This window comes from Pseudoclavibacter sp. VKM Ac-2888 (assembly GCF_015351285.1).
In the GTDB taxonomy this organism is placed as follows: Bacteria; Actinomycetota; Actinomycetes; order Actinomycetales; family Microbacteriaceae; genus Pseudoclavibacter.
In genome coordinates, this window is sequence record NZ_JADKSM010000001.1 from 1426933 (window position 1) to 1441296 (window position 14364).

General features: G+C 70.7%; 14 protein-coding genes. 6 read left to right on the plus strand and 8 right to left on the minus strand.

Annotated elements, in window-relative coordinates:
- The first annotated feature begins 16 nt into the window (after window positions 1-16).
- Together ITJ61_RS06855 and ITJ61_RS06860 are read left to right on the plus strand one after the other, a co-directional pair.
- On the plus strand, window positions 17-1081 hold the full coding sequence (locus ITJ61_RS06855) for a tripartite tricarboxylate transporter substrate binding protein (RefSeq protein WP_104241838.1): 1065 nt from the start codon (window positions 17-19) through the stop codon (window positions 1079-1081).
- Between the two features lie 58 nt (window positions 1082-1139).
- Complete coding sequence (locus tag ITJ61_RS06860) at window positions 1140-1763, plus strand: methyltransferase (protein WP_104307060.1); 624 nt, start codon at window positions 1140-1142, stop codon at window positions 1761-1763.
- A gap of 81 nt (window positions 1764-1844) precedes the next feature.
- Here ITJ61_RS06860 and ITJ61_RS06865 read toward each other — a convergent pair whose 3' ends face one another.
- A complete protein-coding gene (locus ITJ61_RS06865; RefSeq protein WP_104299322.1) occupies window positions 1845-2879 on the minus strand; it encodes an NADPH:quinone reductase in 1035 nt (344 codons plus the stop codon).
- 171 nt (window positions 2880-3050) lie between these two features.
- On the opposite strand from ITJ61_RS06865, the gene ITJ61_RS06870 reads away from it, so the two are divergent.
- Both ITJ61_RS06870 and ITJ61_RS06875 read left to right on the plus strand, forming a co-directional pair.
- The gene (locus ITJ61_RS06870) at window positions 3051-3404 is read left to right on the plus strand and encodes an MmcQ/YjbR family DNA-binding protein (RefSeq protein WP_104299323.1); all 354 of its coding nucleotides are present in this window, start codon (window positions 3051-3053) and stop codon (window positions 3402-3404) included.
- Between the two features lie 95 nt (window positions 3405-3499).
- Window positions 3500-3643 (plus strand): hypothetical protein, encoded by a 144-nt coding sequence (locus tag ITJ61_RS06875; RefSeq protein ID WP_160073511.1) that lies wholly within the window; start codon window positions 3500-3502, stop codon window positions 3641-3643.
- Between the two features lie 72 nt (window positions 3644-3715).
- Here ITJ61_RS06875 and ITJ61_RS06880 read toward each other — a convergent pair whose 3' ends face one another.
- Together ITJ61_RS06880 and ITJ61_RS06885 are read right to left on the minus strand one after the other, a co-directional pair.
- Window positions 3716-5089: a hypothetical protein gene (locus ITJ61_RS06880; protein ID WP_104241846.1), complete on the minus strand. Its 1374-nt coding sequence runs from the start codon at window positions 5087-5089 to the stop codon at window positions 3716-3718.
- 75 nt (window positions 5090-5164) lie between these two features.
- On the minus strand, window positions 5165-6490 hold the full coding sequence (locus ITJ61_RS06885) for a GNAT family N-acetyltransferase (protein ID WP_194685854.1): 1326 nt from the start codon (window positions 6488-6490) through the stop codon (window positions 5165-5167).
- Between the two features lie 80 nt (window positions 6491-6570).
- Between ITJ61_RS06885 and ITJ61_RS06890 the strand changes: the two genes are divergently transcribed.
- Window positions 6571-6996 (plus strand): ArsR/SmtB family transcription factor, encoded by a 426-nt coding sequence (locus ITJ61_RS06890; protein WP_104307064.1) that lies wholly within the window; start codon window positions 6571-6573, stop codon window positions 6994-6996.
- Entirely contained in the window at window positions 6989-8221 is a 1233-nt protein-coding gene (locus ITJ61_RS06895) for an MFS transporter (protein WP_194685855.1), read from the plus strand. Before ITJ61_RS06890 ends, ITJ61_RS06895 begins: the two co-directional genes overlap by 8 nt.
- On the opposite strand, the gene ITJ61_RS06900 is transcribed toward ITJ61_RS06895, so the two are convergent.
- The 5 genes from ITJ61_RS06900 to ITJ61_RS20240 form a co-directional block, all read right to left on the minus strand.
- A complete protein-coding gene (locus ITJ61_RS06900; RefSeq protein ID WP_194685856.1) occupies window positions 8212-10125 on the minus strand; it encodes an FAD/NAD(P)-binding protein in 1914 nt (637 codons plus the stop codon). The two genes, ITJ61_RS06895 and ITJ61_RS06900, sit on opposite strands and share 10 nt — an antisense overlap.
- Window positions 10125-10910 (minus strand): ABC transporter ATP-binding protein, encoded by a 786-nt coding sequence (locus ITJ61_RS06905; protein WP_104241856.1) that lies wholly within the window; start codon window positions 10908-10910, stop codon window positions 10125-10127. The genes ITJ61_RS06900 and ITJ61_RS06905 overlap by 1 nt, the downstream gene beginning before the upstream one ends.
- On the minus strand, window positions 10907-12007 hold the full coding sequence (locus ITJ61_RS06910; RefSeq protein WP_104307067.1) for a FecCD family ABC transporter permease: 1101 nt from the start codon (window positions 12005-12007) through the stop codon (window positions 10907-10909). The genes ITJ61_RS06905 and ITJ61_RS06910 overlap by 4 nt, the downstream gene beginning before the upstream one ends.
- A complete protein-coding gene (locus tag ITJ61_RS06915; protein WP_104299328.1) occupies window positions 12007-13080 on the minus strand; it encodes an ABC transporter substrate-binding protein in 1074 nt (357 codons plus the stop codon). Before ITJ61_RS06915 ends, ITJ61_RS06910 begins: the two co-directional genes overlap by 1 nt.
- 62 nt (window positions 13081-13142) lie before the next feature.
- On the minus strand, window positions 13143-14288 hold the full coding sequence (locus ITJ61_RS20240; protein WP_323744311.1) for a peroxidase-related enzyme: 1146 nt from the start codon (window positions 14286-14288) through the stop codon (window positions 13143-13145).
- Window positions 14289-14364 lie beyond the last annotated feature (76 nt).

Genomic DNA, 14364 nt, shown 5'->3' on the forward strand with positions numbered 1-14364 from the left:
ACGAAGGAGTCAGTCAATGTTCACCACACCCAGAATCGAGAACACCCCCGCGTCGCCGAAGCGCCGTGGCTGGGCGAGCAGGAGCACGCGCCTGACGGCGGTCGTCGCAGCCGCAGCTATCGCGTCCCTGCTGAGCGCCTGCGCGACGGGAACCGCTGGGGCCGCCGACGACGGTGCCGAGTTCCCGGAAGCCGGATCCACGATCGAGTGGATCGTGCCTTCTGCGGCCGGAGCCGGCAACGACATCCTCGCCCGCATCATGGCCCCCGCCATGGGCGAAGACCTCGGCGTCAACATCAAGGTCGTCAACAAGGAGGGCGGCAACCAGGTCATCGGCCTCAACGCCCTGGCCTCCGCCAAGCCGGACGGGCTCACGCTGGGCTTCACGAACATCCCCTCGATCTTCGGCCGCTACCTCGACCCGAGCAAGCAGGCCGGTTTCGACCGGGAGAGCTTCGCACCCGTCGGCTCGTTCGCGCTCAACGACATCGTCATCGGCGTCAACAAGGACAGCCCGTACACGAGCACGCAGGAGCTCTTCGATGCCGTCAAGGCGAGTCCCGGCACCATCACCGTCGGCACCGACTCGCGTGCGGGAGACGACCACGTCAACCTCCGCACCCTCGAGAAGGAGCTCGGCCTCGAATTCAACATCGTGCATTACAACAGCGGGGCCGACAAGATCGCAGCTCTCGTCTCCGGCGAGGTCGATTTCGCCCTCGGGGGCGTCTCCTCGTTCATCGGGCAGGCCAAGTCAGGTGAGATCAACGTGCTCTCGGTCCTCAGCGACGTCCCGAGCCCCTTCTTCCCCGACGTCACGACGTTGAACGAGCAGGGCTTCGAAGTGGCGCCGATGTCGAACAACTTCGCCGTCTCGGTCCCGGCCGGAACGCCAGCTGCAACGGTCGCCGCGCTCGAGGCAGCCCTCCAAGCCGCAACCGAGGATCCCGACGTCGTCGCCGCGCTCGAGAATGCGGGAACGGTACCCAACTGGATGCCAGCCGCAGACGTGGCCACGCTCTGGGAGGAGCGAGAAGCGACGACGAAGCCGATCATCGCGGAGCTGATCGCCGGTGAGTAGCACCGCCTCCACTCGACCGACCGCCCCATCAGCCGCTCGACCAGCAGGAGATCGACGCATGAACAGCGAGCACGCAAGCAGCACCGCGACGACCAGCGACCGCCTCATCGACCGCGCGCGGGGCATCCCGAGCGCCAACATCGGGGATGCGCAGGACCGGCTCGGCACGGCCTCAGGGATACGGCCGGTCTGGGATGGCGCGAAGCTCGCGGGCCGCGCGCTTCCCGTCTGGACCCGCCCGGGCGACAACCTCATCATCCACAAGGCCCTCGACGTCGCGCAGCCGGGTGACGTGCTGGTCGTCAACGGCGGCGGCGACGTGAGCCGAGCGCTCATCGGCGACCTCATCGGGCTCCGAGCCCTGCGCCTCGGTGTCGCCGGGTTCGTCATCGACGGGGCGATCCGCGATGCCGTGGGCCTCGGCGAGATCGGACTCCCGGTCTTCGCCCGCGCGGTGACGCCAGCCGGCCCCTACAAGTTCGGCCCGGGTCGCATCGGCATCCCGGTCGCGATCAGCGGTGTGGTCGTCGAAGCTGGGGACCTCATCGTGGCCGACGACGACGGGGTTGTCGTTGTTCGCAGCGAAGAGGCCGACGAGGTCATCACCCGCGCCGAGGAGATCGAGGCGGGCGAGCGCCGCAAGCGGATCGCGATCGAGGAGGCGGCTCGGGTTCGGGTCTAGCCGCCAGAGCCAGGACGAAGGACACACGCCGGCCGCAGCCCCGCAGAGGAGCTGCGGCCGACGTCACTGTGAGCGCTGAGATCAGGCCTTCTCGTCCGCGACGCGGATGAGCACCTTCCCCACGGCTCCACCCTCGACCGCGTCGTGCGCCTGGGCCGTCTCCTCGAGCGGGAACCACGTGATGGGCAGGCCAGCCGGCTCCCCCACGGGAAGCGCGCCGTCGACGAGCGCCGCCGTCACGTCCTCGGCCGCCGCGTGCAGCGCATCCGGACCCACCGTGTAGAGCAGCAGCCCCTGCCAGCGGACGTTCTTCGCGAAGCTCGCGATGATGGGCACGGTGAAGTCGTCGCCGTTGTTGTTCGCGTAGTAGGCGATGCTGCCGTGGTTGGCGATGACCTCGACGTCGAGCGCCGCGTTCTGCGTGGGCGACACCTCGACGATGTGGTCGACGCCGTTCGGAGCCAGTTCCCGGATGCGCTCGGCGAGCGAGGCGTCCGGGTAGCGGACCACGTGGTGCGCCCCGGCTGCGAGGGCCAGGGCTTCCTTCTCGTCGCTGCTCACCGACGTGATCACCGTCGCACCTGCCCACACCGAGAGCTGGATGGCCGCGTGGCCCACCGCTCCTGCGCCGCCGTGCACCAGCACCGTGCGGCCCGCGAGCGCCTCGGGCGAGAGACGGGCGGGGCCGTGCTCGTGCACCGTGAGTGCCCGGTGCGCCGTCATGGCGGGCACGCCGAGGCTCGCGGCGACGTCGAAGTCGATGCCGTCCGGCAACGCGACGACACGGTCGGCGGGCAGCACCGTGAACTCCTGCGCCGTGCCCGTCGGCCGGTTGTGCGCCGCGAGGTACACCCAGACACGGTCGCCGACGGCGAGCGTGTCCACGCCGTCGCCGAGAGCATCGACGACGCCCGCACCGTCCTGGTTCGGGACCACCTCCGGGAAGCCGAGCAGACTGCCCGCGCCACCGCCGTCGCGCGCCTTCCAATCGGTGGGGTTCACGCCAGAGGCGACGACCCTCACGCGGACTTCGCCCGGGCCAGGCTGCGCGACCTCGCGCTCGACCTGGGAGAGGACGCTGGACGGACCGGTGGCTGAGTAGACGATTGCCTTCATACCCGAGTTCAGCGAGCCGGCGCCCCGCGCTATTCCCTCCGTGGCGCGTCCACGGCGATGGCGGCATCCTGGGCCACCGCTCACAGCACGGTCCGCTCTCCCGGACGAAGACGCCGTCTCGTTCCGACAACAACCGGGCACGGGACGGCCGGACGGTGGCACGATGGCGTCATGAGCAGCGACGACGATGTGCGACGGCTGGCGCTCCGCCTGCCGGAGACCTCGGAGCGCACCGCCTACGGCACCCCGGCGTTCTACGTCGGGACGAAGATGTTCGCGCGCATCCACGACGAGCCCGGGGTGCTCGTGTGCTGGCGCGCCGACCTCGGCGAGCGCGAGGCTCTGCTCCAGGGCGAGCCGTCGGCGTTCTTCACGACACCCCACTACGACGGCCACCCGAGCGTGCTGGTGCGGCTCGCGAACGTCCCCCCGCCGAGGCTCGGCGAACTGCTCCAGGAGGCGTGGGAGGCCAGGGCGACCAAGCGCATCCTGCGCGATGCGCAGTCCTCTCCCGAGCGGGACTGACCCACCTCGGGCACGCACCGCTGGCCGATGCCCGCAGGCGCCCGACGGGCCGCGTCGTACCACCCTGGGCCGCGCGTCCGCTCTATGATCAGCGGATGGTCAAGGTCATTGCAGTCATCCGTCCAGTAGCCAGCGAGACGATCGAGGCGGAAGCCGACTCCTACGAGGCGGCGAAGGCGAAGATCGAGGCGATGGTCCCTGAGGGCTACGAGCTGCTCTCCGTGCGCTCCGCGAAGTAGCGAGCGACGCGGCGACCGACGACGGCCGGCGGGCGCCGCAGCAGCGAGGGCCCGACCGGGGTGCCGGAGCCGCTAGTCGAACATCCCGTCAAGCAGCCCGCCGATCATGAGACCACCGAGCACGCCGCCAACGACGTCGCCCATGTCTCCGCCACGTCGGCCGCCGCGACCGCCGTAGCCGCCCTGGTAGCCGCCGCCACGCGGCTGGCCCCACTCGTCGTATCCCTGCTGCTGCTGCGGACGCGACTGGTCGATGTCGCGCTGCGCGAGCTGCAGCGCCTCGCTCGCGAGCGAACCCGCCCGGCGTGCCAGCGCAAGCGCCTGCTCGCGTTCGTCCTCACCGCCCCGGAAGCTCACGAGCTCGTTGCGGATGCGCTCCGCCTCGGCCAGCCGGGTGCGCGGCGCCGAGCCGATCCAGCCACGGTGGCCGGAGATGACGTCGTTGGCGACGGCGATCTGCCGATCCGCGTCGTCGATGGCGGTCACGACCTGAGTCTGCGACGGGATGGGCCGCGCGGCCCTGTCCCTGGCCTTGGCGATTGCCTCGTCGAGTCCCGTGTTCGCGGCGCGGAGCCTCGAGAGCGACGCGAACGGGTCGGTGCGCTCGCCCGCGGGAGGGAGCGCGGCGAGCGCATCGGTGAGCCGCTTCGCCGCTTCCTCGACCTCCTGGCTGCGTGGCACGTCTCTCGCCGCGACGAGATCGCCCCTCGAGTCCGCGATCACGGCAGCGAGCGTCGACTCGGCGCGGAGGGCCTCGATCTCGTAGTTCTCGACGGCGTCGAGCAGCGTATGCACGCGGCGCACGGCCTCCGTGGACGCCTCGAGGGCAAGCCGCGACTGCTCGTTCTGCCCGGCCTCACGGCGGCGCAGCGACACGTCGGCGCTGTGCTCCGCGAAGGTCAGGAGCTGGGCCGCCTCGGCGGGGTTGTCGCCCACCTGGTGCAGCGCGGCGTCCGAGTAGCGCAGCGCGAGACGATCGATGCTGGCCTGCGCGTCCGGGATGCGCGCGCGCAGCCGCTCCGAGTCCCGCTTGACGCCCTCGAGCACGGCGGGCGTCTGCCTCACCACCGCGACGGCCTCCTCGAGCACCGAGGACTTCTCTTCGAGCAGCCCCATCGCCCACTCGCAGATCTGCACGATCCGCGCGTTCCTGGTGCGCAGCTCGTCTGGCGTGTCCGGGATGTCATCGACGTTCAGCTGGTTCAAGTGGAACGCCTCGCCCATGTACTTGCGCACGTTGACGAGCGTGTCCTTCAGGTCCTGTGTCGCGCCGGAGCCCAGTTCGGCCTCCGCGAACGAGAGCTCGTCGTTCATGAGCCGGATGCGCTCATCGGCGTCGACGAGCGCAACACCCGCCTTCATCGCCAGGTCCTTGTCGTGGGCGTCGATCTCGGCCTGCTGCGCTTGCTTCGCGCGGCGAGCGCGCCCCCAGAATCCAGATGCCATGTCGCAGATTCTAGTTGCGCGCCGCCCCGCCAAGCTGGCGATGTTCACCGTCGGCGGAGCGGCGCCCCGCGGAGCTCAGTACCAGATGCCCGGCGCGGGCTCCGGCGAGACCCGCAGCAGCCGTCCAGCGAGCTCCGCCGCCCCGGCGCTCAGCTCGTGCAGGGTGCCTGCTGCGCGGAGCGCGGCGGGCGATACGCCGCCGAGGAAGAGCGACCCGAGCGCGTCCACGCCTAGGCGCACGGCTGCCGAACCCTCGGGCAGGGCATCGACCGGCTTCGCCGTCCCAACGCCATCCGCGCCGACCGTGAGCACGAACGAGCCGCCCGCGAAGCCGAGCGCATCCTCGATCTCGAGTCCGAGCACGCCGGGCGACGAATACCGTCGCGCGTCCAGCACGGCCTTCGTGTCCAGGATGCGCAGCCACTGGTGGTCGGAGGTCGTGACGGTCGCGGCCCGCTGGTCGCCGAGCATCCACCTGATGGGCTCGTCGATGGCGAGCTGCTCCGCCTTGACGGTCGCGACGAGATCGGCCTCGAGGAAGAAGCGCCACAGCGCGGCGTAGGCGTCGTCGCTGACGGCGCGGAGGAACTCGACGTTCAGCGTGTGGCTCGCGTAGTCGTGGTCGCCGCCCTCGAGCTTGAACAGCGCTGCCCCCTCGAGGTCGCCGGCCTCCGAGGTGTAGGTGATGGCGCGGAGCTTCTTGCCATCGCCGTCCTCGTCGTGCACCGTTCCCGCGAGGCGGGGCCACATTCCGTCCCAGCCCTCGATCTCCCCGACCCGCGCCACCCTGACGCGGTCGAAGAGGCCGCCGATCTGCTCGGCCCACTGCTCCCGCCCCACGTAGTCGACGCGACCGCCCGGGGTCGGGCCGGCCCAGCGGACGCGGCGCGTGTCGATGCTGAAGCTCGCGGCGAAGGTCGCGGGCCCGAAGCCGAACCGGCCGTAGATCGTCGACTCCGACACCGTGAGGGCCGCGAGCGGGAGGCCAAGGGCCGCGGCCGTGCGCAGCTCCCCCTCGAGCAGGTTCCTGGCGATCCCGCGGCGGCGGCGAGCCTGGGAGACGGTCACCGAGCTGATCGCCCAGCTGGTCAGCTGGCTGCCGCCCGGCAGCGTGAGGTCGGCGGGCCACGAGCTCACCGTGGCGATGGGCTCGTCGACGAGGGGCGCCGAGTCGTCCCAGACGCCCGTCGTGCGGCGGTAGCCCAGGGATGCGCGCATCCCCTCGAGCTGCTTCTCGCTCGGCTCGGCGGCGAGGAATCCGCGGAGGTCTGCTCGCGCCCATGCGTTGAAGGTGGCCGCGTCATCGGTATCGAACGTCTCGTAGCGCAGGCCGGACTCGGCGAGCTTCGCCGCGGAGGTCGGGTCGATGGGATGGCGCGCGAAGTCGTCGGCTGCAGTCATGCATCCAGGGTAGGGGCCAGGACAGCGCCGCGCTGGGCGCGTCCTCGACACAGCTCCCGCAACTGTGCCAGTATCTGCGTATGCATGCAGATACGCAGGAAGACGGCGCGGGTTCACTCGGGCACATCGAGCTCGACAACCCGACCGTCGAACTCGCCGCCGAGGTCTTCGGCATGCTCGCCGACGCGACGCGCGTGCGCATCGTGCTCGTCCTCGACGACGGGGAGCACTCCGTGAACGACATCGCCGAGGCCGTCGGCAAGACGCCGGCGAGCGTCTCGCAGCACCTCGCCAAGCTGCGCCTCGCCCGCATCGTCGCGACCAGGCAGGAAGGCACGCGCGTCTACTACCGGCTCATCAACGGGCACGCGAAGCGGCTCGTCGCCGACGCGCTGTTCCAGGCCGAGCACTCCGTCGCCGGGGTCGGAGGCGCCGACGCCATCCCGCCCCACCACCGGCGAGACCCGCAGCCGAGTCGCGAGCTGCGCGGAGACGTCGATGCGTGAGATCCTCGCCAACCGGGCGTTCCGGCGGCTCTTCTCCGCCCAGGTCATCGCGCTCGTCGGCACGGGGCTGCTCACGGTCGCGCTCGGCCTCCTCGCGTTCGACCTCGCGGGCGGCGACGCTGGCATCGTGCTCGGCACCGCGCTGACGATCAAGATGATCGCCTATGTCGTGGTGTCGCCCGTCATGGCGGCGGTCACGAGCCGGTGGTCACGACGCCGTGTCCTCATCTCTGCTGACCTCATCCGCGCCCTCATCGCACTCGGCCTCCCCTTCGTCGGCGAGGTCTGGCAGGTCTACGTGCTCGTCTTCGTCCTGCAGGCAGCGTCCGCGACCTTCACGCCCACCTTCCAGGCCGTCATCCCCGACGTGCTCCCGGATGAGCGCCTCTACACGCGGGCGCTCTCGCTCTCGCGCCTCGCCTACGACCTCGAGGCACTCGTGAGCCCGCTGCTCGCAGCCCTGCTGCTCACCGTCGTCAGCTCCAACTCGCTGTTCGTCGGGACCGTCCTCGGCTTCGTCATCTCGGCGACGCTCGTCGGCACGACGACGTTCCCCACCCGCACGCTCGCAGCCCCGAGCCCCTTCATCTCCCGGCTGACCTCCGGGCTGCGGGTCTTCTGGCGCACGCGCGACCTCCGGGCCCTTCTAGCACTGAACCTGGCGGTCGCCGCGGGCACGGCCATGGTGATCGTGAACTCCGTCGTCTTCGTGCAGGCCCAGCTCGGGCGGGCGCAGTCGGACCTCGCGATCCTGCTCGCCTCCTACGGTGCCGGCTCCCTGCTCGTGGCGCTCGCGCTGCCGCGGGTGCTCGATCGCGTCTCCGACCGCCGAGTCATGCTCGCCGGCGCTGCCCTCATCCCGATCGGCCTCCTCGCGATGGCGGGTGTGCTCTCGACCGATGCAGCGTGGGCCTGGCCTCTCGCCCTCCCCGTGTGGGGGCTGCTCGGCGCCGCGACCTCGCTGATCCTGACGCCTTCCTCGCGGCTCCTCCGGAGGGCGGCATCTGGCGAGCAGCGACCCGCGGTCTTCGCGGCCCAGTTCTCGCTCTCACACGCCTGCTTCATGCTCTGCTACCCGATCGCTGGCCTCGCGGGCGCGCAGCTCGGTCTCGCGCCGGCGGGCCTGATCCTCGGCATCGTGGCCCTCCTTGCCGTCCTCGTGGCCGGGCTGACGTGGGTGCCTCGGGGCGCTCGCGAGCCAGCCCCGCACCGCGTTCAGCTCTGACGCTGCTGGCTCGCGAGCCGGACGATCTGCCTCGCGGCGACGTCGGCACCGGCGAGCAGCGGTGAGGGCTTGCGCGGCGTCGCCCCGATCGCGCTGCCCGGCTGCGTGCTGAGGGCCGGGATGCCGAGCACAACCACTCGATCGTCGACGGAGCCGTCGCGCCGCACGAGATTGAGGCCGGGCTCCCCCTCCTCCAGGCTCGCGCCCGTCGCCTCCATGCTGTCCGTCTCGACGGCCGCTCCGTCTCGCGCTCGTCGCGCGTGCACTCGAGCGCGTCCGGAGTCCAGGAGCGCGCGCAGCAGCGGGTCGTCGGTCGCCGGCACCTTCCCCTTCGACATGCGGGGTTCGATGAGCGCGCGGGCGCGCACCTCGATGCCCGTGATCGCGGAGCGGGCGACGAACTCGCCGGCCTCGACATCAAGCGATACCGAGGTCTCGGGGCCGGTCAGGCGGAGCAAGCCGGCGTCGATGAGCGCGAGCACCTCACGAGTCCGCCCGGACGGTGGGCCGGATGCGAGGAACAGCCCGTCCGCGTTGAACCAGCCTTCGAAGTCGGTGACAGCCGAGCGGCCCTCGAGCACGCCGCTCACGGCGAGTCGTGCCGCCTGGCCCCGCAGAGCCCCCATCGCGCGGTTGACCGCGGCGCGAGGATGCTCGTCTGGCGAGGACATCGACCCGAGCTCGCTCTCGACGAGCTGCTCGACCTGACGCCGCCACCGCTCGGGGCTCACCTGCTGACCCCGCGTCGGGCGTCGCAGTGAGTCGATCGTGAACGCGTGGGCACCGTCGTCGGCACGCTGGTCGATGGACGCCGTGAGGACGTCGTCGATGGCGCTGACGTTCCCGGCATCGTCGAGGGCGGCGAGGGCCTCCGGAAGCGAGACGGTGAGGGCGTGGGGTGCCCAACCCGAGAGGGCGGCGAGGTACGCAACAGCGAACTCGCGCGCGATGGACGGCCAGACGTCGCCTCGGAAGTCCAGCGACTCCGGCTCTGCCGCGGCGAGCGCCCTGAACCACTCCGGGTTCGCGGTGCGTGCCACGAACGGCGACGCTTCCGCCCAGCCGTCCGCCTTCGCGCGGTACGGCACGCCCCGGCGCGAACCTGCGTGGAGGATGGGCTCGTCTCCCGACGGCAGGTAGCGAAGTCGCCCTCGTACATCGCCGGCGACGGGCTCGAACCGTCCGCCGCGCCCCGCCGTGAGCACGGCGACGACGTCGAAGAAGTTCGCGCCGAGGCCGCGGACGATGACGTCCTCGCCCGCTGGCACCTTGCCCCAGTCTTGCTCGGCCGGCATTCCAGGGGCGATGTAGACCAGGCCGAGCTCTCGCTCTGCCCGCTCGAAGCGCTGTGTCTCGTCGGTCGGCAGCGTCTGCACCATGCCCTGGGCGAGTACGACGATCGGCGCCCGCAGCTCGGTGCCGTCGGCGAGCACGACGGTGCGTGCGTCGGGGCCGTCGTCGCGCACGTCCACCGCGGTTCCCCGGATTCGGGCGAGCTCCACGTGCCCGCTCGCCTCGGCCGCTGCGAGCTGCTCGCGGAAGTAGACCCCCTGCAGCCGCCGAGAGGGGAAGCTGCCGGGGCGCACCGCGCGCGCCTCCTCGAGCACCCACGGCGTGGGGTGCTCGCCACGGTCGACGATCGCGGCCGCCCAGTCGACGAGGTCCGGGCCCGGCACGATCGGCCCGGTCATCCTGGTCGACTCGTCGGCGTGGATGGTCGTCGAGCCGGAGGTCGTGTTGTTGAGGAACTCGGCTGGCTGGTCGATGCGCCAGGTCGCTCCGGCCCCCACGTCGATCGCGTCGACGATGGCTACGCGGATGCACGCGTCTGGTCGGCGCGCCACCACCCTGAGGACCGTGGCGACGGCGCGCGGACCGCCCCCGACGATGACGGCGTCGAACATCAGATGCGGTACTCCAGGTCGTCCTCGACGACTGGCCGAACCTCGACGAAGCCCTCGCGCTCCTCGACGGTCACGCGCAGCCCGTAGACCTGCTTGAGGGTGTCCTCCTGCAGCGCCTCAGCCGGTGTTCCGCTCTTGATGATCGTGCCCTGGTCGAGCATGACGATCTGGTCGCAGAAGCGGCCGGCGTGGTTGAGGTCGTGGATCGCGATGAGGGCCGTGATGCCCTTCGTGCGTGTGATGCGGCGCACGATCTGCAGCGTCTCGATCTGGTAGCGCAGGTCGAGCGCGCTCGTCGGCTCGTCGAGCAGGAGCACCTTCGGGTCCTGCGCGAGGGCCCTGGCCACGAGCACACGCTGCGCCTGGCCCCCGGAGAGCTCGGACATGTTCCTGTCCACGAGAGAGTCGAGGTTCAGGAGCGTGATCGCGTCCTGGACGTGCCGCCAGTCCTCGGCGCCTGGCGCCATCCCGTAGTGGGGCGTGCGACCGAGCAGCACCGCCTCCCGCACCGTGAGGTCGAAGGGGGCCTCTCCGGACTGCGGCACGTAGGCCACCGTTCGCGCGTGCTCGCGCCTGCCGAGGCCGAGCACGTCGGTGCCGTCGAACGTGACGGTCCCCACGCTCGGCTTGTGCACGCGGGCGATGATCTTCGTGAGCGTCGACTTGCCGGAGCCGTTCGGTCCGAGCAGCGCGCAGAAGGTGCCGTCCTGCACTTCGAGGCTCACGCCCTTCAGCACCTTGTGCTTGCCGTAGGCGAACTCGATGCCGTCGATCGTCAGGCTCATTTGAGGGCCGTCTTCCTCGTGAGGATGAGCTGGATGAAGATGGGCGCGCCGATGAAGGCGACCACGATGCCGACGGGGATGACGGCGGGTGCCAGGATCGTGCGCCCGACGGTGTCCGCGACGAGCAGCAGCAGCCCTCCTGTGAGCACCGAGAACGGGATGAGGTAGCGGTGGTCTGCGCCGATGATGAGGCGCGCGATGTGCGGGCCGACGAGTCCCACGAAGCCGATCACGCCGCAGAAGCTGACGATGACAGCGGCGAGCACAACCGCGACGACGATGAGCCCGACGCGGAGCGCCTGCACGTTGACGCCGAGGCTCTTGGCCGCGTCGTCGCCCGCGAAGGCGACGGCGTTGAGGTCCTTGGCGAACCACAGCACGAACGGGATCGTCGCGAGGACGAGGATGCCGACCGTCTGCACGTCACCCCACGTCGCGTCGTTCACGGAGCCGAACGTCCAGCGCACGATGGCCTGCAGCGTGTTCTCGTTGGCCGTGAACTGGAGTGCGGCGGTGAGCGCCTCGAACAGCTGCGTGATGGCGATGCCGAGGAGCAGGAGCGTGGCGATGGCCATGCCCTTGGCGGAGGCGAGCCCGAGTACGAGCGCCGAGACGGCGAGCGAGACGACCAGCGCGCTCGCGATGATCGCCCACGAGGGCAGCGTCGTGCCACCCGCGATGGTGATCGCGAGGGCAGCGCCGAACGCGGCCGCCGGCGAGACGCCGAGCGTGAAGGGGCTCACGAGCGGGTTCCTGAGGAGCCCCTGCATGAGGACACCCGACAGCGAGAGTCCTGCGCCGGCGGCGAAGGCCAGCAGCACGCGTGGGAGGCGCAGCTCGGTGACGATGGAGAACTTCTGCGCGAAGTCGTTCTCGAGCGTCCCGCCGAAGATCGACAGGGTGACGGCCTTCCAGACGTCGCCGAAGGTCACTCCGGCCGTGCCGATGGTGACGGCGGCGACGACGGCGAGGGTGCTCACGACCACGCCGCCGATGATGGCGAGCCGCTTGACGTTCGCGCGCTTGCGCTCGCTCGAGGCGACCGCGTTCTGCTCGCCCGGGGTATCCGTGCCGGTCTTCGGCGTGGTGATGGCCACTACGCGGCCGCCTGGTACTGCTGGATGTACTCGCTGGCGCCGGGGAAGTCGGTCTGCTGGAAGTCGACGACCCAGCGCTCGAGGAACTCGTCGGGGTTCACGTCGGCGAACTCCTCCGGGTGCAGCCACTTGGCGAGGTAGAGGGCGCCGATGGACTTCGCGACGGCGCTGGTCGCCCAGCCGTTGGCGAGGTAGACCTCGCCGTCCTGGATGGCGGTGATGTTCGACCAGCCCGGTCGGGACGTGATCTCTGCGCCGAGCGTGTCGAAGCGCTCCTGGCCGGTCGGCGTCGCGCTCGGCTCGAACTCGTGGACGATGACGGCCGGGTTGCGGGTGACGACCTCGGCGGGGTCGACCGTGATCTCCTCCTGCTCGTCGCCGCCGCCTGCGGCGTTCTCGAAGACGTTCGTGCCGCCTGCCGCCTCGATGATGGCGTGGAAGCCGGATCCGGGCAGCACCGTCAGGTACGGGTCGACCGTCTCCCAGTAGACGGGCACGGGCTCGACACCCTCGGTGCGCTCGGCGACGACGTCGAGGATCTCGTTCGAGAAGTCGGTGACGGCGCTTGCTCCCTCTTCCTTCTGGAAGACCTGGCCGAGGAGGGTGACGGTCTCGTCGAACACCGCGTAGTCCCAGGCGGTCGCGACGACGACGGGGATGCCGAACGACTCGAGCTGCTCGGCGGCCTCCTGCCAGACGGCGTTGCGGGGCATGATGACGACGTCGGGGTCGAGCTCCGCGACCGCCTCGTAGTTGATCTGGTCGAGGCCCTCGGCGATGACGTCGCTCTCGTCGACCGGCAGGTACGGGAGGCGGTTGATGGATGCGCGGTCGACGCCCACGACCGTGTCGCCGGCTCCGATCGCCCGCACGAACTCGTTGCCGTAGCTGTTGAGCACCACGGCCCGTTCGACGGGTCCGTTGATCGTGACCTCGCGGTCCTGATCGTCGACGACGGTGATGGTCTCGGCGTCGGCTCCGCCCTCGGGGGTCACCGTGCCGCAGCCGGCGAGGAGCAGGGAGCTGGCGACGAGGGCCGCGATGGCGGCGGGCAGTCGGCGTGAGATGGGCATATCGGTACCTCTCGGTGGCAGGTCGTGCAGAACGTTCAGGGGCGGCGCAGTGGCGCGGATGCTCAGCTGCCGGCGGCTGCGGCGGGCCAGTTCGGCTCGCCGAGGCTCAGCATGAGCCGGTTCGCCCAGGCGAAGAAAGCCGTCGACCCAACGAGGTCGAACAGCTCGGCGTCGTCGAGGCCGAGCGCGCGCAGCTCGTCGATCTGCGCGGGCGTCGCACTCGGGCGCAGCGTCGACAGGCTCGCGGCGAAGCGGATGATGGCGCTCCAGCGTTCGTCCTGACCGTCGCTGAGCGCGTCGAGCGAGGTCGGCTGCCAGTCGGCGTCGCGAGCGAGGCCCGCGTCCAGCACCCGCTGCACGTCGTCGTGGCGCTTCGACTGGAAGGTCGCCTTCCTGGAGTGCACCGAGGCGCAGTAGATGCAGTCGTTGACCTTGCTAGCGACGGCCGCGGCGAGCTCCCGCTCGGCGCGAGGCAGTCCGCCCTTGCCGAGGAACACGGCGTTGTCGATGGCGCTGCGGGCCTTCAGCACCGCAGGAACCCTGGACAGGAGTCGGAAGTAGACGCTGTTGGTGGTCGCCTTCGCGGCGAACGAGTCGACCTGCTCGGCCGTCAGCTCCGCCTCGTCGGGGGCGGCCACCCACGGCGACCACTCGAGCTGCTCCTGCGTGTACTCGGTCGGCTTCGCCAGTCCGGCGATGGTGCGACCCGAGAGGTCCTTCGACCGACCGGCGGCAACCGTGGCGCGGGCGGGCGCATCCACTCGCTCCGGCGCGGTTCCGGCGAGCAGCGCGTCGCCGTCCAGCATGCGTGCCAGGTAGCTCTCGAAGGCCACGAGCTGGCTCAGCAGGACGATCTCGTCCGGGGTGACCCCGGCGACCGGCAGCACGTGCTGGTCTTCGTGGGTGGCCAGCGCAGGCGACACCGTGATGAGGTCCACGTGCTCCACGAGCGCGCGCAGCTTCGCATCTGCGGGCAGCTCGTCGCCGAGCAGACGAGCATCGGCGCCCTGCGCCAGATGCCAGTCGGCGAGCTGCGCGTTGCCCTGCCAGCGCGCGACCGTCCTGGCGAAGCCGTGGAGCAGGCCGCGCTCGATCACCTGCGGGCTCTCGTAGAGCGCCGTGTAGGCGGCGAGCGTCTGCTCGACCACCTCGGGCTTCGCGGCCCTCAGTGAGGCGATCGACTCGGGAACGGTCGGGGAGATGCGCACGTGGGAGTCCTCAGCAGTCGAGATCGGGGAAATCAGATACCAACCTGCCATCCCGTGCGACGCCCCGCGGAATCGC

Coding starts and splice junctions, on each gene's coding strand:
- ITJ61_RS06855 (WP_104241838.1), top strand. CDS start 17: ATGTTCACCACACCCAGAATCGAGAACACCCCCGCGTCGCCGAAGCGC.
- ITJ61_RS06860 (WP_104307060.1), top strand. CDS start 1,140: ATGAACAGCGAGCACGCAAGCAGCACCGCGACGACCAGCGACCGCCTC.
- ITJ61_RS06880 (WP_104241846.1), bottom strand. CDS start 5,089: ATGGCATCTGGATTCTGGGGGCGCGCTCGCCGCGCGAAGCAAGCGCAG.
- ITJ61_RS06870 (WP_104299323.1), top strand. CDS start 3,051: ATGAGCAGCGACGACGATGTGCGACGGCTGGCGCTCCGCCTGCCGGAG.
- ITJ61_RS06890 (WP_104307064.1), top strand. CDS start 6,571: ATGCATGCAGATACGCAGGAAGACGGCGCGGGTTCACTCGGGCACATC.
- ITJ61_RS06885 (WP_194685854.1), bottom strand. CDS start 6,490: ATGACTGCAGCCGACGACTTCGCGCGCCATCCCATCGACCCGACCTCC.
- ITJ61_RS06875 (WP_160073511.1), top strand. CDS start 3,500: ATGGTCAAGGTCATTGCAGTCATCCGTCCAGTAGCCAGCGAGACGATC.
- ITJ61_RS06865 (WP_104299322.1), bottom strand. CDS start 2,879: ATGAAGGCAATCGTCTACTCAGCCACCGGTCCGTCCAGCGTCCTCTCC.
- ITJ61_RS06900 (WP_194685856.1), bottom strand. CDS start 10,125: ATGTTCGACGCCGTCATCGTCGGGGGCGGTCCGCGCGCCGTCGCCACG.
- ITJ61_RS06905 (WP_104241856.1), bottom strand. CDS start 10,910: ATGAGCCTGACGATCGACGGCATCGAGTTCGCCTACGGCAAGCACAAG.
- ITJ61_RS06915 (WP_104299328.1), bottom strand. CDS start 13,080: ATGCCCATCTCACGCCGACTGCCCGCCGCCATCGCGGCCCTCGTCGCC.
- ITJ61_RS06895 (WP_194685855.1), top strand. CDS start 6,989: ATGCGTGAGATCCTCGCCAACCGGGCGTTCCGGCGGCTCTTCTCCGCC.